Raw genomic sequence first — 16218 nt, forward strand, 5'->3', positions numbered from 1 at the left:
GCACATGCACCACGAAAACTTTCCTCGAGGCCGCGCAGCGATTGTCGGTGCGGCCACCTACGGTATCGGCGAGGCACCGGGGCAGACGCCGCTGGACATGGCCACCCGGGCGGCGCTGCTGGCGCTGGACGATGCCGGTCTCCCACTGCCCGACGTGGATGCGCTGTTCGTTTGTACGCCAGACGATGCGCTCTCGGGTCTGTCGGCGGCCGAATACCTCGGTATCCGTCCCCGCTTCACGGAGAATAACCGCACCGGCGGTTCGGCGTTCCTGTCGCATGCCATCGTCGCCAGCTTCATGCTGGACGCGGGCTACTGTGACACGGCGCTCATCATGTATGGCAGCAACCAGCGTACCGGTGCTGGGGGACTCGTATCGATGCGCCAGGCTTCGCCGTACGAGAAGCCGTACAAGCCACTGAACCCGGCATCGTCGTATGCGTTGGCGATGTCGCGGCACATGTACGAATTCGGCACCAAGCCGGAACACTTTGCGCAGGTGGCGGTCTCCGCACGTGACTGGGCACGGCTCAATCCCGAAGCCTTCAAGCGCGGGCCGCTGACGCTAGAAGATTGTCTGTCCTCGCGCATGGTGTCCGACCCGCTGAGAGTCTCTGATTGCTGCCTGATCACCGATGGGGCAGCAGCAGTGGTGATGACGCGTGCTGACCGTGCCCGCAGCCTTCGCCACGACCCTGTCTACCTGCTGGGCGGCGCAGCGGCCACTTGGCATTCGAACATCGATCAGATGCATGACCTCACCGTGACGCCGGCGGAGGAGTCGGGTCGCCGCGCGTTCTCCGCGGCGGGCGTGACGCCTGCTGAAATCGATGTGGTCAACCTCTACGACGCCTTCACCATCAATACCCTGCTGTTCCTGGAAGACCTGGGCTTCTGCGCCAAGGGCGAGGGTGGTCCGTTCGTGGAGGGCGGCCGCATCGGCCCGGGCGGCGAATTGCCGGTCAACACCAACGGCGGGGGACTGTCGTGCTGCCATCCCGGCATGTACGGCTTGTTCACGATGGTCGAGTCGTGCGTGCAACTGCGCGGCGAGGGCGGCCAACGTCAGGTACCTGGTGCCGAACTCGCACTGGCGCATGCCAACGGCGGCACGTTGTCGAGCCAAGCCACGCTGGTGCTGGGCACCGCCGCCACTGTTTAAACCCGCTCAATCGACACCAGAGCACAGAACAAGGCCAACGATGAATTTCTCCGACTACAAGACCCTCGCCTTCGAGCGCCGCGGAAAGGTGCTGACGATCACGATGAACAACCCGGACAAGCTGAACGCGTTCAGCGAAGACGCACATCGCGAGCTGTCGCGTGCGTTCACCGACGCGGCGGAAGACGAGGAAAGCGAAGTCATCGTCTTCACCGGTGCGGGGCGTGCCTTCACCGCGGGTGGCGATCTGGCCTATATGCAAAAGCTGCGTGACGAACCGGTCTTGATGTACCGCACAGTGCGCGAGGCCAAGCGCATCGTCTTCAGCCTGCTCGACTGCGAGAAGCCGGTGATTTGCAAAGTCAACGGCGATGCCATTGGCCTGGGCACGACCGTGGCTCTGCTGAGCGACATCGTATTCGCTGCCGATACCGCGCGCTTTGGTGACCCGCACAACAACGTCGCGCTGATCGCGGGCGATGGGGGGGCGGTGATCTGGCCGCAGCTCATTGGCTATGCCCGTGCGCGCCACTACCTGTTCACCGGCGAGTTGCTCGGCGCGATAGACGCTCAGGCAATGGGCCTGATCCACGCTGCGGTGCCGCTGGCAGAGCTCGACGAGAAAGTGGATGCCTATGTGGACCGCCTGCTCAAGATGCCGATCCAGTCGATTCGTTGGACTAAGCAGACCATCAACATCGGCCTGAAGCAGCTGGCCCATAGCATGATGGACGCGGGCATGGCCTATGAAGCGATGGCGGGTCAGACGGATGACCACGGCGAGGCCATCGCGGCCTTCCGCGAGAAGCGCAAGCCGGTATTCACGGGCCGTTGAGGACATCACCATGACGACGTCTGCCGCTCCGGTCGGTCTGGTCATTGCCAATGGCGTGGCTCGCATCCGCTTTCAACGTCCAGAGGTGCTCAACGCAATCGATGTGCGCACGGCGCTGTGCCTGCGTGATGCGGTGTACACCGCGACCCGTGATGCCGCCGTGCGCGTGATCGTGCTGTCGGGCGAGGGGCGTGCTTTTGTGGCGGGGGGAGACCTCGCCTACTTCCGTGATGCCGGGACTGATGCCCCAAGCGCTGCGGTTGAGCTTATCGCACCGATGCATGAAGCGATCGAGGTGTTGGCGTCTGCGGCGCAGCCGGTGTTGGCCAGCCTCCACGGGCCTGTGGCTGGCGCAGGGATGAGCATTGCTCTGGCTGCGGACCTGGCGGTGGCGGCCGACAACGTCGTGATGAATCTCGCCTATGCGCGCGTGGGTGCGACGCCGGATTGCTCGGCATCGTGGACCCTGCCGCGACTCGTTGGCTTGCGAAAGGCCATGGAGATCGCGCTGCTGGCCGACTCGATCAACGCTCAGGAGGCATTGCGCCTGGGGTTGGTCAATCGCGTTGTACCACTGGATGTCCTGGAGGCGCAGACCACATCGATGGCCCAGCGGCTCGCTGCAGCAGCCCCGCTGGCATTGGCGGGAATCAAACGCTTGTTGCGCGACAGCTTCAACCAGTCGCTGTCTGCGCAGCTCGCGGCAGAGCAGGCTGCCTTTGCAGCGGGCGCAGGCACACAAGATTTTCACGAGGCGTTGAACGCCTTCTTCGGTAAGCGCGCGCCGGTGTTCCGCGGCCGTTGAACCGCCAAACCAGCGCCATCCAACGATAGGAGCAAGCAACATGGAAATCGACGGACAAGCCGCACTGGTCAGCGGCGGCGCATCGGGATTGGGCGCTGCCACGGCGCGGTCCCTCGCACGTGCGGGTGCCAAGGTGGCGCTGCTGGACTTCAACATCGATCTCGCCCGTCAAGTGGCGGCCGAAATCGGTGGCATTGCGGTCCAAACTGACGTGACCAGCAGCGACAGCGGCGAGGCGGCGGTCGCGGCGGCGCGTGAGGCCCATGGCCCGGCGCGCATCTTGGTCAACTGCGCCGGCATTGCGCCAGGCGCCAAGATCGTCGGCAAACAAGGGCCGATGAAGCTGGATGATTTCCGCCGCGGCGTCGAGGTCAACCTGGTCGGTACGTTCAACCTGCTACGTCTGGCGGCCGCCGACATGATGGGCTTGCCGCCGCTGACCGATGGCGAGCGTGGCGTGATCATCAACACCGCGTCCGTCGCCGCGTTCGAAGGTCAGGTCGGGCAGTCGTCTTATTCCGCCTCAAAGGGTGGCGTGGTCGCGCTCACGATCCAGGCCGCTCGCGAGTTTGCCAGCGTCGGCATCCGGGTGTGCACCATTGCGCCAGGCCTGTTCGAAACACCGATGATGGCCGGGCTGCCCGAGAACGTGCGCGCCAACCTGGCGGTGGCTGTGCCGTTCCCGCAGCGACTGGGTCGCGCTGACGAGTACGCGAAGCTAGCGGTCAACATCGTCGAGAGCGTAATGCTGAACGGCGAAACGATTCGTCTGGATGGCGCATTGCGCATGGCGGCGAGATGATCCGCACTGAAAAGCAGCGCATGGTGCGCGACTTGGCGTGCAGTTTCGCGAGCGTGCAACTTGCGCCGAATACCGCCAGCGCCGGTCGCGAGCACCGCTTCCGAGCCGAAGCGCTGAGGACGGTGGGCGCGCAGGGGCGGCTCGGTATGCCGGTGCCTACGCAGTGGGACGGAGCGGGTACCGACCACTTCGGCTACGCGTTGGAACTGGAGGAGATCGCGGCGGGCGACGGCGCCACCGCCACCATCGTGGGCGTGCACGCCGCGCGGATCGCCTTCGAGGATTGCGAAGTGGCTGCCGATCAGATGCTAGGCGCGCCGGGTGAGGGTTACCACATCGCGTTGACCGATCTTGAAGGCGGCGGTATCGGCATCGCTGCGCAGTCGGTCGGCATGGCCCCTGCTGCGCGCGAGGTTGCGTCTCACTATGCGCAGGAGCGCACCAGCTTTGGTGTGCCGCCGCAAGACCACCAGGCCGTGGCGTTGCGGTGGGCCGACATGGCCACCCAGATCGAAGCGGCCCACCAACTCGTGTTGCACGCCGCCAGTCCGCGCGATGCCGCCGGCCATTCGTGCGCGAGGCCTCGATGGCCAAGCTCTTTGCTTCCGAAGTGGCTGAGAGCGGGGGCTCGGACGCGATCCAGATCCACGGCGGGTACGGCTACTGCGAAGATTTTCCGGTGGAGCGCATCTGCCGCGACGTGCGCGTGTGCCGGATTTATGAAGGCACACGCGGACATCCAGCGGCTGGTCGTCACCCGCCAACTCGAATCACAGGAGTGAACATGACCGCATCCGTGCGTGCACCCGCGATGAAGACGCGCATCACCGAACTGCTTGGCGTTTCATACCCGATCGTGCAAGGCGGCATGATGTGGGTGGGCCGGGCCGAGATGGCCAGTGCGGTGTCCAATGCCGGTGGCTTGGGTATCCTGACGGCGCTGACCTTCCCGAGTCCCGATGCGCTGCGCGAGGAAATCGCTCGCTGCCGTAGCCTTACTGACAAGCCCTTCGGTGTCAACCTGACGATCCTGCCGTCGGCCAATCCGCCGCCGTACACCGATTACCTCGATGCCGTTATCGAGTCGGAGGTCAAAGTGTTGGAGACAGCCGGCAGTGGTCCGGCCGAATTCATCTCGCGCGCCAAGGCCGGAGGTGTCACCATCATCCACAAGTGCACGTCCGTGCGGCATGCGTTGTCGGCCGAGCGCCATGGCGTGGATGCCATTTCCATCGACGGTTTCGAGTGCGCCGGTCACCCAGGCGAAGACGACGTGGGCGGTCTGGTGCTGATCGCCGCGGCAGCGCGCCGCGTCAAGGTGCCGTTGATCGCCTCGGGTGGCATTGCCGACGGCCGGGGCATGGCCGCAGCTCTGGCGCTGGGTGCCGAGGGCATCAACATGGGCACGCGCTTTTGTGCCACCGTCGAAGCCCCGATCCACGCCAACATCAAGCAGCTGATGGTCGACAAGACCGAGCGCGATACCCGCTTGATCTTCCGCACGCTGCGCAACACCGGCCGAGTGCTGGCCAACGCCGTATCGGATGAAGTGGTGACGATGGAGCGTCGCCCTGGTGGCGTCGAGTTCAAGGACATCCACCCGCTGGTTATGGGCTCGCGGGGCCGCAAGGCGCTGGAGTCGGGCGACATCGACGCCGGCCTCGTCTGGGGCAGCCAGGTGGTCGGTCTGATCGACGACGTGCCCACTTGCGACGAACTGATCCAGCGTATGGTGCGTGAATGCCGAGAGCGGCTGGCCGTGGGCGCGACGGCGTTCGCCTGAAGTCGCTTGCTTTTTTCCGAATCTACCGGGAGCCTTTCATGAGTTCTGACGCTTACATCGCCGGCTACGTGCGATCCCCCTTCACCTTCGCCAAGAAGGGTGCGCTGGCTGACGTGCGGCCTGATGACCTCGGCGCCCATGTCATCCGTGCCCTGCTGGCGCGCACCGGTGTCCCTGCCGATGACATCGAAGACGTGGTCTGGGGCTGTGCCTTCCCGGAAGGCGAGCAGGGCCTGAACATCGGTCGTGTGGTCGGCATGCTGGCCGGGCTGCCAGAGGCGGTGGGCGGTGTCACAGTCAACCGTTGGTGCGGATCTGCGATCCAGGCGGTGCAGATCGCAGCCGGTATGCTGAAGATGAATGCGGGCGAGGCCTTCATTGCAGGCGGCACGGAGTGCATGTCCAAGGTGCCGATGATGGGCTTCAACCTGCTGCCGCATCCGTCGTGGACAAAGGAGCAAGTGGAGGATTACTGCAACGTTGGCATCACTGCCGAGCGTGTGGCGTGCCAGTACGGCCTGACCCGCGAGGACCAGGACCGCTTTGGCCTGGCCAGCCAGCAGAAGGCATACCGGGCACAGCAGGTAGGCCGTCTTGCTGAGGAGATTGAGCCGTATCTCGTTGGCGATATTCGTGTCGAACATGACGGCTGCGTGCGCGACACATCGCTGGAGAAGATGGCGACGCTGAAGCCAGCCTTCATGGAGGGCGGCACGGTCACCGCCGCCACATCGAGTCCGATGACCGATGGCGCGACGGCACTACTGGTGTGCTCCGAAGACTTCCTGACGCGCCACCGCCTGACACCGTTGGCCCGGATCGCCAGCTTTGCGATTTCGGGCTGCGCGCCGGGATTGATGGGGCTAGGGCCAATCGAATCGTCGCGCAAGGCGCTGAAGCGGGCTGGGCTACGTATGTCTGACATCGATGTGGTCGAGATGAACGAAGCTTTTGCATCGCAGGCCGAAGCCTGCCGAAGGGACCTGGACATTGATCCTGACAAACTCAACATCGATGGCGGTGCCATCGCCCTGGGTCACCCACTGGGCGCGACTGGCGCCAGGCTCGCTGGCAAGGCCGCGCAACTGCTGCAGCGACATGGCGGACGCTACGGTCTGGCGACGCAGTGCATCGGGGGCGGCATGGGCGTGGCCATGGTCATCGAAAGTACCTGAGCTTGACTTCACATTGGAGGAGACACCATGAAAATCGATCTTTCGTCGCGCCGCGCTATCGTCACCGCCTCGGCCAGCGGTATAGGCCTGGCCATTGCCAAGGGGCTCGCCGCGGCCGGTGCCAGCGTGCTGATCAACAGCCGTAGCCAGAAGACCTGTGAGGAGGCGATGGCGCGCTTGCGTGAGGCCGTGCCGGGTGCATCGGCTAGCGGCCTGGTGGGCGACCTCGCCACCGCGGAGGGCGTGGCGCAGTTCCTGAAGCAGGCAGGCGAGGCCGACATCCTGGTCAACAACCTCGGTATCTACGAAGAAAAGGCATTCGGGGACATCACCGATGACGACTGGGAGCGCTACTTCCAGACTAATGTCATGAGCGGTGTGCGCCTGTCGCGCCACTACTTGCCGCAGATGATGGCGCGTGGCTGGGGCCGTGTGATATTCATCACCAGCGAGTCGGCCATCACTCCACCGCCGACCCGGATTCACTATGGTATGACCAAGGCGGCGCAGATCGTCGTTGCCAGGGGCTTGGCTGAATCAAGCGCGGGCAGCGGCGTGACGGTGAACTCCATCGTTGTAGGAACAACCCTCACCGAGCAGATTGACACGCTGATATCCAACATGGCGTCGGCCTCTGGTACAACCAAGGCTGAAGTCGAACAGGGCATCATCGCCAAGTACCGCCCCAGTTCGTTGATTAAGCGCCTGCTGACTGCCGAGGAAGTAGCCAACATGGTGGTTTACCGTTCCTCCTCGCAGGCCGCGGGCACGAACGGTGCTGCGTTGAGGGTTGAAGGCGGCGGCATCCCGACGATTTTGTGAGGACGTGCCCATCGGTAAGCGCGAAATCCTCCGCACCTAGCCGGCACTGCTGAATCGATCCACGATTGCGTCCGCAACCCACACTTGCGGACGCAACCACGATGACAGCTGATACGATTGACCTCGATTTCCTTCCCCTGAAGGTGACCCACGTTTCCCCGAACGGCAAACGATCATTTGATCCCGATGGGAAACGCCGCTTGGTCGAAGCATGCTTGCAACCCGGCGCGTCGCTATCAGGTCTGGCGCTCAAGGCTGGGGTAAACGCGAACCAACTGCGCAAATGGTGCGAGATGTACCGTAAGGCAGGCGTAGTGGCCGGCTCGGCGCGGACGATCGAGGCCGAACCTTCGGCGTTTGTTCCGGTGGTGACGCTCGCGAGCGCGGTGCCGCGCTCGACAGCACCTACGGAGTCGTTGCCGGTGCGTCGAGAATCGCCCTCGATGTCGGCGGCGCCGCAAGCGCGCCTGTCGGTACGATTGCCCAACGGCGTCGCGATCGATCTGGAATGCTCGGTACAAGACGCGCCACTGGTCAAGGCGATGATCGGCGCGTTGGGAGCGGGTTGATGTTCCGCTTCGACAATGACCTGCGGATCTACCTGCATCGCGAGCCGATCGACTTCCGCGCTGGGCTGAACACGCTGGTGACGATGGTCGAGCAGTCGATGCAGCTTGATCCGCTCGCGCGGGCCGTCTTCGGGTTCCACAACCGGAAGCGGGATCGCGTGAAGCTGTTGCTCTATGACCGCGCCGGCTTCTGGCTGTTGTTGAAACGGCTCGAGGTGGATCGGTTTGCCTGGCCACGCCGTCAACAGGCCGTGATTGAGCTTACGGTCGACCAGCTCCACCTGCTGCTCGACGGCGTTGATCTCGACGCGCTGCGTCCGCATCCCGCCCGACAGTACTGCTTCACGAGCTGAATCTCGGTGTTGTGGAAGTTGTGGGTCAACAACGTCTGTCCTGGGCGTTACAAATCTCCGTAAACCTGTGCGGCGCCGTGCTTCGCTATCGTGAGGCGCATGACAGCCGATCTCTCCCGATTGCCACGGGCCGCCAAGGCCTATATCCACGAACTCGAGGCGCGCGCTGCTGCCGACGCGCAGCGCATTGCTGAACGTGACGCCAGGATCGACGAACTGATCAAGCGCCTTGACGCGCTTGAAGAGCGTAAGCGGTAGATTGTAAGCGGTAAATTCAGCACACCGAATGGAGAATCATTTGCAACTGACGGGCGAGCATAGCCGCATCGTGACGGCCGAGGTCGACCGACGATGTCCGCGTCTGGGTTTCGGTAGTGCGCGCCGACGTGGTAATCGAGGTGCGCTCGGTATGTCAGCTCACGCTCGCCTCGGCTTGCCGCTTCGCGTAGTTGAACGGCAACAGGTCGCTGATGTCCGCGTCTACGGCGCGCTGCGGCAATTCGGTCAGCACGTGCAGCAGCCAGGCGTGCGGTTCAACGTTGCAGGCGCGGCACGTGAGCATCATGCTGTAGACCATCGCGCTCGCCTTCGCGCCCGCAACCGTGTCGCTGAACAACCACGATTTTCTCGCAGTGGCAAACGGCCTGATGTCGCGCTCGATGACGTTGTTATGTGTGCCTTGCAAAGGCACGTCAGACTTGTCGGTGCAAATCCGACCCGGCTAACTCTCGCTCCAGCCGGAAGCACAAGGAGCGGTCCAGGAGGCAACGAATGGGCTGAAGCACTTCTTGAAACGGCCTCGAAGGAGGTCAGCGAGCTCTGCGGGCCGCAACGTGAGTGAACACTGAGCAGGCCTCGAAAGGTCGTTGTGGAAGCCGACTCGCCATAATAACGAGGAAGGCCGACGTCGTTGGAGAAGCGAGCGAGATCCGCATCCAACGGTTCCACCGGGGTAGTGGTGGCAGCACGCAGAGCAGTGGTCGAACGTGCAACAAGGGAAGTCCGCGCGGGTGCCGGGATGGCCACCCTGGCAACGACGATCTCGTGAGAGATGGAGTCGGCCCACGCGGATGGCGGATGGGGGTGTAGTAGTGCCGAAGCCGGGTAACGCCGGTGGAGCGAAGGCCCCCTGTTTCAGAACGAATGCTGGAAAGTAGAAAGAGCCCGAGGATTGACGTGAGTCTACCAACCTTGCTTGATTCGGTTCAGACGCTACAGACCACATTGCAAACGAAAGCCAAGTGCGAACCGGCTACGCGCTTCTATAGCCTATGGTACAAGGTGTACCGTATGGACGTTTTGTACGATGCCTATCGACGCTGCTACGCCAACCGTGGCGCGCCGGGTGCAGACTGCGAGCGTTTCGAGGACATCGAAGAACGTGGGCGAAACGAGTGGCTGGTTAGATTGCAGCAGGAGTTAAAGGCCAAGCAATACCGGCCCCAGCCCCTGTTGCGCGTTTGGATTCCCAAAGCCAGTGGTGGGGAGAGACCTCTCGGTATTCCGACGATCCGGGACCGGGTGGTTCAAATGGCTGTGTTGCTGGTGGCAGGTCCGATCTTCGAAGTGGACCTGTTCAAATGGCAGTACGGCTTCCGGACGGGAGTTGACGCGAAGATGGCGCTGCGTCGCATTCACTTCGGCATAGCCAAGCGAGGTGCGCGCGAAGTCGTCGACGCCGATCTGTCCGATTACTTCAACACTATTCCACATGGCGACCTGATGCGCTGCGTGAGCCGTCGTATTGCGGACGGCTCGGTGCTCGCAGTGATCCGGGATTGGCTTAACGCGCCAGTGGTCGAACGCACACCGCAAGGCGAGCGTCGATCAACGGAAGCGAAGGACCGACACCGGGGCACGCCACAGGGATCGCCCATCTCACCGTTGCTCTCGAATCTGTACTTCCGCCGATTCATGCTGGCTTGGTACGGCCATGGCTACGCTGATAAACATCAGGCGGAAGTCGTGAACTACGCCGACGACTTTGTACTTCTATGTCGGGAAGGTCACGGGGCTGGGGCGATGGTGGCGATGCGGCAATTGATGTGCAAGCTCGGCCTGACGGTCAACGAGAAGAAGACGAGACTGGTGAAGTTGCCAGACGAGACCTTCGACTTCCTTGGCTACACGGTCGGACGATTCTATGGCGGGCATGGGCGCCCATACTGGGGTACACGCCCGTCAAAGAAGGCCATCAAGCGGCTGGTGACGGAAATCCACGACGCCACGACGTCGCGCTGGAATGCACTCGACGTACAAAGTCGCCTCGAACGACTGAATCCGCTACTGCGGGGCTGGGCGGGATACTTTAGCCAAGGCCCGGTCAAGCGGATTTACGAGCATCTCGACAAGTACGTTGCGCGACGCCTGCGGATCTGGTTGATGCGAAAACGCGGAAAGCGGGGAACGGGGTACCGCCAATACTCCGACCAGTACCTCTACGATACATTGGGGCTGATACGCCTGCAGACGCTCGCGGCCAACCGCGCGAACGCTAAGGTTTGATGTTCTGGAAGAGAGCCGGATGCGGGAAATCCGCACGTCCGGTTCGATGAGCGGGATGTGGAAACGGAGCTATGGTGAGGTTATTCGGGCACCGCCAGACGAAAGGGGCGGCAACAGACAAACCGGGCCTACTGCCACCGCGCCACATCTCGACTCTACCAAGCGGCAGGCGGCCGTCGTCTACGTAACGGATCAGGTACTGCCACTGTCGGCGGCAGTAACCGATCGCCTCGCCGAGCAAGCTCTGCGGCAGAACCTTCGGCGCCAGCTCATCGAGCCATGCCTTGAAGGCAGTCAGCAGCGGCACGCTGTGCTGCTGCCGCAGGCGATACCGGTAATCGGTTAGAGGCCAGTTCAAAAACCCTGCTCAGCTCGTCGGAAGATGTTCCAACAGATGAGCGAGCAGCCAAGTTTCAGGAATGCTTCGTGAATGTAGGCACGTCGCTCAAAGCGAGTGCGTAGGCGACGGAAATTGTGGAGCCAGGAATGCGTACGTTCGACCACCCAACGATACTTGCCCAGACCACTGCCATGCTCGGTCCGGCGCTTGGCGATCACCGGCTTGATACCGCGTTCGCGCAACGCGCGACGATGTCGGGTGCAATCGTAGCCGCGATCGGCGTAGACGACGCCGGGCTTCTGAAGCGGTCGGCCACGAACGCCGCGGATGGGTGGGATCGCATCAACGAGCGGCAGCAACTGCGTGACGTCGTTGGTGTTCGCGCCAGTCAGGATCGCAACGAGAGGAACGCCGTTGGCGTCTACGAGGATGTGGTGCTTGGAACCGGGTCGCGCGCGATCCGTGGGGTTCGGGCCAGTTTTTCGCCCGCCCCAACGGCGCGCACGGACGACGAATCGACCGCAGCGTATGACAGATCGATTTGGCCGGTCGCACGCAACTTGTCGAGCAGCAACTCGTGCAGTTGGTCCCATACACCAGCCTTTTGCCAGCCGCTCAATCGCCGCCAGCAAGTGGCGCCCGAGCCAAAGCCCAGACGAGTCGGCAAGTGGTTCCAACGAATTCCCGTTTTGAACACGAACAGGATACCGTTGAGCGCCGCACGATCGGACACGCGCGGACGACCAGGATCGCTCTTCGCGCGAAGCTTCGCAGGTGGCAGCAATGGTTCGATCAGTATCCACAGTTCGTCGTCAATGATTGGCGCTTCCATCCTTGGACTTCCCTTGTTCTGATGCCCAAGGTTAACAGCTTGCCGAGGAAGTAAACAACCCCTCTCCGGAGTTTTTGAACTGGCCTCTTAGAACGCTGATAGTGGGGAATTCAGGTTCGGGAAAAAGCTGGCTTGCCGAGCGAATTGCAAATCACATGGAATCACCCTGTATAGATTTGGATTCGATTCATTGGCTTCCAGGCGGGTACAACGTTGCCCGCGAGCGCAACGAGGCGGTACAGCTGCTGCGAGATGCCGCGAAAGCTGAGCGCTGGGTGATTGAAGGAATTTACGGCTCGCTGGTCAATGAGATTCGTACCGACTCTACGGCACTGATCTGGCTGTGTCTCGACGAAGGAGAATGCGTTGAGAACATCCTCCAGCGCGGTATCCGTCGTGGAGGAGACGCGGCTTCATTCGAAGCATTGTTGGATTGGGCTTCGACGTATCGAAGCCGCCAGGGACCGAGTTCATACATTGGCCACCAGAGACTGTTTGACGACTACGGGGCAGAGAAGCGGATTCTGCGATCACGTGGTGACGTATTGGCCTTCTTGGATCGTTGGGAAACATAGCGTGCGAGCGTGGCTGAGCCGCGCACAGAATGCGCCTACATCGATACGGCGGTGTCAATACAGCGTTCGTTAGATGCTTACGTACAAGCCGATGGCGATCGGCAGAAGGCCGAGTAGTCCCACATCGCCGGCGGGCAAATGTGCGAGCAGCGACGCGAGCACGAACGCCGCCGCCGCGAGGACTAGCGAGCTCGCACACTGCTCCCCGGTCACGCGTCAGCGCCGGCTATCCGCTTCGCTCAGGAACGCGAGAAGCACGAACATATTATCGATATTGGTCGCAGCATAGGCGACGATCGCAAACAGGATGGGACTGTACGTCACGGATCCGCGAAACGAATCACCACGCGTTGACACGCCGCCGCCCAACCGCAATCGAAACGTCCGAAGCGGACGCCGCCTCTTTTCTCCGCCGCGCAGACTGACTCACACCTGCGGTCGCCCGCTGCCGCGCGGCCCGGATGGCTGCATCGAAATCGGACTCCGTGGAGAGATGGCGGTGGTCCACGGATACATACCACAGGCCATGTGCGCGGCACCACCTTATCCTGTTTTCCTCCTGCATGTGACAAAACCACCGCCACATTTCAGCATCCGCCTGATTGGCCATGACGGCTGCCTGCTCGCGCGCACTTTCCAGTTCCATTAGCATGTCCAAAACGGGAGCGGCGGAATGTCCTCGCCGTCGAGAAAATCCTGCCAGTAGTGCTGACTCATTGCTTTGCTCCTCTCGGGATCGGCGTCCGTGCCGACTGAGTTGCATCCAATCGCCCCGAGGGTATTGGCGGCTCGAGCGCGTCGACAACGGAAACCGACATCCCTACATCGTCGTTCAACCGCTTACCGACTCCGCCGGGCATTCGAGCATCGGCGCGGTCAGCCAGTCCCATCGTCTCCGCGCGATCCATCAGGATCCGATATGGTGCTGCGCTTTTCGAGCAAAGCATACTTACCCCCTTTAATGATACATAATCGTAATATTATGGCAATCGGCGTTTGTGCGTATATTGCTGGTCGCCGATAAATGGGGCGTGCTATTTCCATTGCGTCCGGCGGCACTGACAATCGTCACAGAAGTAGCCGATACGACCGCTCTTCGCCATCCGGCGAACAGGTGTCCTCAAGAACCGGGTTTTTACGTACGCTACGCCGCAATCATGGCCGGTGACGCGGCGAGATTGACCAGCTTTTCATTTCAGGACCCGAAGGCCACGGCGAGCTGGCGAGAGCGTTTGCGATCGTCGCCGCGGAAATACATTGAGGTCGTTGCGGTCTCGAAATCCCAACTCGGGCGCAACGGCCTGCGCTTTCACGATCGGTCAACAAGCTACTTGAGGCGAAGGCCATGCAGTTGGCGACGATGCTGTCGCGCGATGCCCCGAGAATGCATCCCGCAGGAGGGTCGTCACGGAGAGGGCGTGCGGTTCTTGCCCGAAGCGCAATGAATTTGCACCGGTTCAGTTCGTTTTCCGGAAACGGTCAGGATTGCCACAATCCATTTCACAGTGATCTCAGCCGACAACTGCAGGGCCGTGGCGCTGAGCCAGCGCGGTTGTCAATTGCACGACGGTGTGGTCGAGGGACACCTTTCCATTGTCAATGAGCACACCTTTGCGACTTCGACCGTTGCAGCCGCCCCGGCAGTGCCTGGTTGTGCAGCGCTTACGTGAAGACCTTGGTCGAACTCATCTACGCGTTTTCTCTAATGAAACGGTATAGGAACTTTATGGCAAGTATGGCAAAATTGAGTGGACGACTTCATGACATCACGATCTATTCCCGCCTGTCGTACCCACACGCCCTTCGCGAACAGAATTCGTATTGTTGTGATGGGATAAGTGGTCCCGGACGCGATGCTGAGGAGGTAGGCATGCCGGCTTCTCTGCATTGCTAGATGTCTGCGGCGGCCCTACGGCGCGAGCCGTTTCTGCGGCAGGTCAGAAAAGACAAAAGGAGACGCATGAAACAGGAGAATCTGAAGTCAAGCGCGATCAGCCTTGGCATGCGCGCAACCTGTATCGCCGCGGCGTGCGGGATGTGGAGCGCAAACGCGAACGCCTTCCACTTCGATGTACCGAATCCGGACATCGAAATGAATTGGGACAATACGGTGCGCGCGGACTATGACATCCGTCTGCAGAACCCGAGCCACTTTTACACGAATAGCCCGACCTACGACGAAGGCGATCTGTCGACGCCGAAGTTCAGCACGATCCAGGCGATGCTGAACCTCTACAGCGAATTCGATTTCAAATACAAGGATACGTCGGGCTTTCGCGTCAGCATGGACGCATGGTACGACCCGACGTTCAAGAACCACAATTCGAGCAATCCTGCCTTTCCGCCCAATTATCCGAACAATCAATATACGGGCTACATCAAGAAGTACTATCAAGGCCCCAGCGCGGAGCTGCGTGATGCATTCGTGTTCAACACGTTCGATCTCGGCGGTCACGCTGTAAACGTCAAGCTCGGTCGAACGGCAGTCACCTGGGGGCAGTCAGCGTTTGCTACGCTGGGTGGTGCGAACTCGGTGGCGATCGGTCAGCAGCCGCTAGACCTGATGAAACTGACGCAGAGCCCGAGCGCTTCGCTCAAGGAAATCGTGTTACCGACGGCCCAGGCCGACGTGACGACGAACATTACCGACACGTTCTCCCTCGGCGCACAGTACACATTCGAATGGAATCACGATCGTCTGCCCGAGGGCGGTACCTATTTCGGCGGTGCGGATCCCGTTCTTTACGGCCCCCCGATCGCCAGCTACCAGAACATTCTGGGGCTGGGTACCTTCGCGATTCCACGTATCGCGGCGACGAAAGGTCAGATCGGCGATATCGGCATCGACGGCAAGTGGCGGGTCGATTCGCTCGCAGCGACCTTTGAGTTCACATACCGCCACTTCGCGATGAAAATGCCGTGGGCAGCGGTGCTTATGCCGGGTGCGGGGCCGCAACTTTTTCCCGGGGCCAATTTGCCCGGCGTGACGGCGAAGTACGGCAACGACGTGAACCTGATCGGCGCTGGCTTCAACAGCGCTGTCGGCAGTGCAGCAGTCGCTGGTGAACTGTCCTACCGCTGGAACATGCCCCTTAACGCCGTCAACGCGACGACGGTCAACGACGCACCGACAGGCCGCACGCTGCACGGTCTTCTGAACATGACGCAGTCGCTTGGCAAATCCTTCTTGTGGGACAACCTGTTCCTGCAAGCGGAATTCGCGTTCAACCGGCTGCTGAGCGTTCAATCGAATGCGCGGAACTTCGCCAATTCCAGCTATGACGCCACAGGCCAGTGTTCGGCATCCGGCAACTCCGCGTTTAACAACTGCTCGACGCGCTTCTGGGCGGGGCTTGGCATCGGTGCGAACCCACAGTGGTATCAGGTTTTCCCTGGCGTCGATCTCACGATGCCGCTCTTCGTCAACCTCAACCTGAAGGGTTATTCGTCTGTTATCGGTCCTGCGGGGGAATCGCAGGGCCAGAACACATTCGTGGTGGGGCTCGATTTCAACATCTATAACAAACACGAGATCGATATCACCTACACGTATTACATGAACAAGAGGGGATACTCGAGCGCAGGTGCTGCGACGGCGCTTGGGGCGCCCTACAGCGACAAGTCCTGGCTCGGTATTACGTATCAGACAACGTTTTGATA

Annotated in this window: 15 protein-coding genes and 3 pseudogenes; 14 read left to right on the forward strand and 4 right to left on the reverse strand. The window is 61.5% G+C overall.

The annotated features are described in order from the left end of the window. Nucleotides 1-4 precede the first annotated feature (4 nt). From VXM69_RS33135 to VXM69_RS33185, 11 genes and pseudogenes are all read left to right on the forward strand, one after another. The gene (locus VXM69_RS33135; RefSeq protein WP_175907776.1) at nucleotides 5-1162 is read left to right on the forward strand and encodes a thiolase; all 1158 of its coding nucleotides are present in this window, start codon (nucleotides 5-7) and stop codon (nucleotides 1160-1162) included. A gap of 40 nt (nucleotides 1163-1202) precedes the next feature. After that, nucleotides 1203-1997, forward strand: coding sequence for an enoyl-CoA hydratase-related protein (locus VXM69_RS33140; RefSeq protein ID WP_175907774.1), 795 nt, complete (start codon nucleotides 1203-1205; stop codon nucleotides 1995-1997). Between the two features lie 10 nt (nucleotides 1998-2007). After that, nucleotides 2008-2802: an enoyl-CoA hydratase-related protein gene (locus VXM69_RS33145; protein WP_175907772.1), complete on the forward strand. Its 795-nt coding sequence runs from the start codon at nucleotides 2008-2010 to the stop codon at nucleotides 2800-2802. A gap of 40 nt (nucleotides 2803-2842) precedes the next feature. Continuing rightward, nucleotides 2843-3604: an SDR family NAD(P)-dependent oxidoreductase gene (locus VXM69_RS33150; RefSeq protein WP_175907770.1), complete on the forward strand. Its 762-nt coding sequence runs from the start codon at nucleotides 2843-2845 to the stop codon at nucleotides 3602-3604. A 20-nt stretch (nucleotides 3605-3624) separates the two neighbouring features. After that, nucleotides 3625-4277, forward strand: a pseudogene (locus tag VXM69_RS33155) (acyl-CoA dehydrogenase family protein); the annotation flags it as partial. Between the two features lie 138 nt (nucleotides 4278-4415). After that, nucleotides 4416-5387 carry a nitronate monooxygenase family protein gene (locus VXM69_RS33160; protein WP_175907805.1) on the forward strand — a complete coding sequence of 324 codons (972 nt, stop codon included), beginning with the start codon at nucleotides 4416-4418 and terminating at the stop codon, nucleotides 5385-5387. A gap of 38 nt (nucleotides 5388-5425) precedes the next feature. Then, the gene (locus tag VXM69_RS33165) at nucleotides 5426-6562 is read left to right on the forward strand and encodes a thiolase family protein (RefSeq protein ID WP_175907768.1); all 1137 of its coding nucleotides are present in this window, start codon (nucleotides 5426-5428) and stop codon (nucleotides 6560-6562) included. A 27-nt stretch (nucleotides 6563-6589) separates the two neighbouring features. After that, nucleotides 6590-7384 carry an SDR family NAD(P)-dependent oxidoreductase gene (locus VXM69_RS33170; RefSeq protein ID WP_367190411.1) on the forward strand — a complete coding sequence of 265 codons (795 nt, stop codon included), beginning with the start codon at nucleotides 6590-6592 and terminating at the stop codon, nucleotides 7382-7384. Between the two features lie 101 nt (nucleotides 7385-7485). Continuing rightward, nucleotides 7486-7953 (forward strand): transposase, encoded by a 468-nt coding sequence (locus VXM69_RS33175; RefSeq protein ID WP_175908265.1) that lies wholly within the window; start codon nucleotides 7486-7488, stop codon nucleotides 7951-7953. Further along, nucleotides 7953-8306 carry an IS66 family insertion sequence element accessory protein TnpB gene (gene tnpB, locus VXM69_RS33180; RefSeq protein WP_175908267.1) on the forward strand — a complete coding sequence of 118 codons (354 nt, stop codon included), beginning with the start codon at nucleotides 7953-7955 and terminating at the stop codon, nucleotides 8304-8306. Before VXM69_RS33175 ends, tnpB begins: the two co-directional genes overlap by 1 nt. Before the next feature lie 99 nt (nucleotides 8307-8405). After that, entirely contained in the window at nucleotides 8406-8564 is a 159-nt protein-coding gene (locus tag VXM69_RS33185) for a hypothetical protein (protein ID WP_175908280.1), read from the forward strand. 154 nt (nucleotides 8565-8718) lie between these two features. Here VXM69_RS33185 and VXM69_RS33190 read toward each other — a convergent pair. Beyond that, nucleotides 8719-8976, reverse strand: a pseudogene (locus tag VXM69_RS33190) (transposase domain-containing protein); the annotation flags it as partial. Between the two features lie 620 nt (nucleotides 8977-9596). Between VXM69_RS33190 and ltrA the strand changes: the two are divergent. Next, entirely contained in the window at nucleotides 9597-10811 is a 1215-nt protein-coding gene (gene ltrA, locus VXM69_RS33195; RefSeq protein WP_208458617.1) for a group II intron reverse transcriptase/maturase, read from the forward strand. A 160-nt stretch (nucleotides 10812-10971) separates the two neighbouring features. Here ltrA and VXM69_RS33200 read toward each other — a convergent pair. Beyond that, nucleotides 10972-11151: pseudogene (locus VXM69_RS33200) on the reverse strand (transposase); the annotation flags it as partial. A gap of 14 nt (nucleotides 11152-11165) precedes the next feature. Beyond that, nucleotides 11166-11983 (reverse strand): IS5 family transposase gene (locus tag VXM69_RS33205; protein ID WP_175908046.1). Its coding sequence is split into 2 segments (ribosomal slippage): nucleotides 11166-11635 and nucleotides 11635-11983, totalling 819 coding nucleotides; the frame shifts between segments, so codons are not numbered across the junction. A 155-nt stretch (nucleotides 11984-12138) separates the two neighbouring features. On the opposite strand from VXM69_RS33205, the gene VXM69_RS33210 reads away from it, so the two are divergent. After that, nucleotides 12139-12558, forward strand: a complete 420-nt coding sequence (locus tag VXM69_RS33210; protein WP_367190412.1) for an adenylate kinase — start codon at nucleotides 12139-12141, stop codon at nucleotides 12556-12558. Between the two features lie 340 nt (nucleotides 12559-12898). Here the strand turns inward: VXM69_RS33210 and VXM69_RS33215 are convergent, their stop codons facing one another. Further along, nucleotides 12899-13204, reverse strand: coding sequence for a hypothetical protein (locus tag VXM69_RS33215; RefSeq protein ID WP_244135797.1), 306 nt, complete (start codon nucleotides 13202-13204; stop codon nucleotides 12899-12901). 1314 nt (nucleotides 13205-14518) lie between these two features. Here VXM69_RS33215 and VXM69_RS33220 point away from each other — a divergent pair. Beyond that, entirely contained in the window at nucleotides 14519-16216 is a 1698-nt protein-coding gene (locus tag VXM69_RS33220) for a DUF1302 domain-containing protein (protein WP_367190413.1), read from the forward strand. The last annotated feature ends 2 nt before the right edge of the window (nucleotides 16217-16218 follow it).

This window comes from Burkholderia sp. Ed8, from assembly GCF_040761425.1.
GTDB classification, from domain to species: domain Bacteria; phylum Pseudomonadota; class Gammaproteobacteria; order Burkholderiales; family Burkholderiaceae; genus Burkholderia; species Burkholderia seminalis.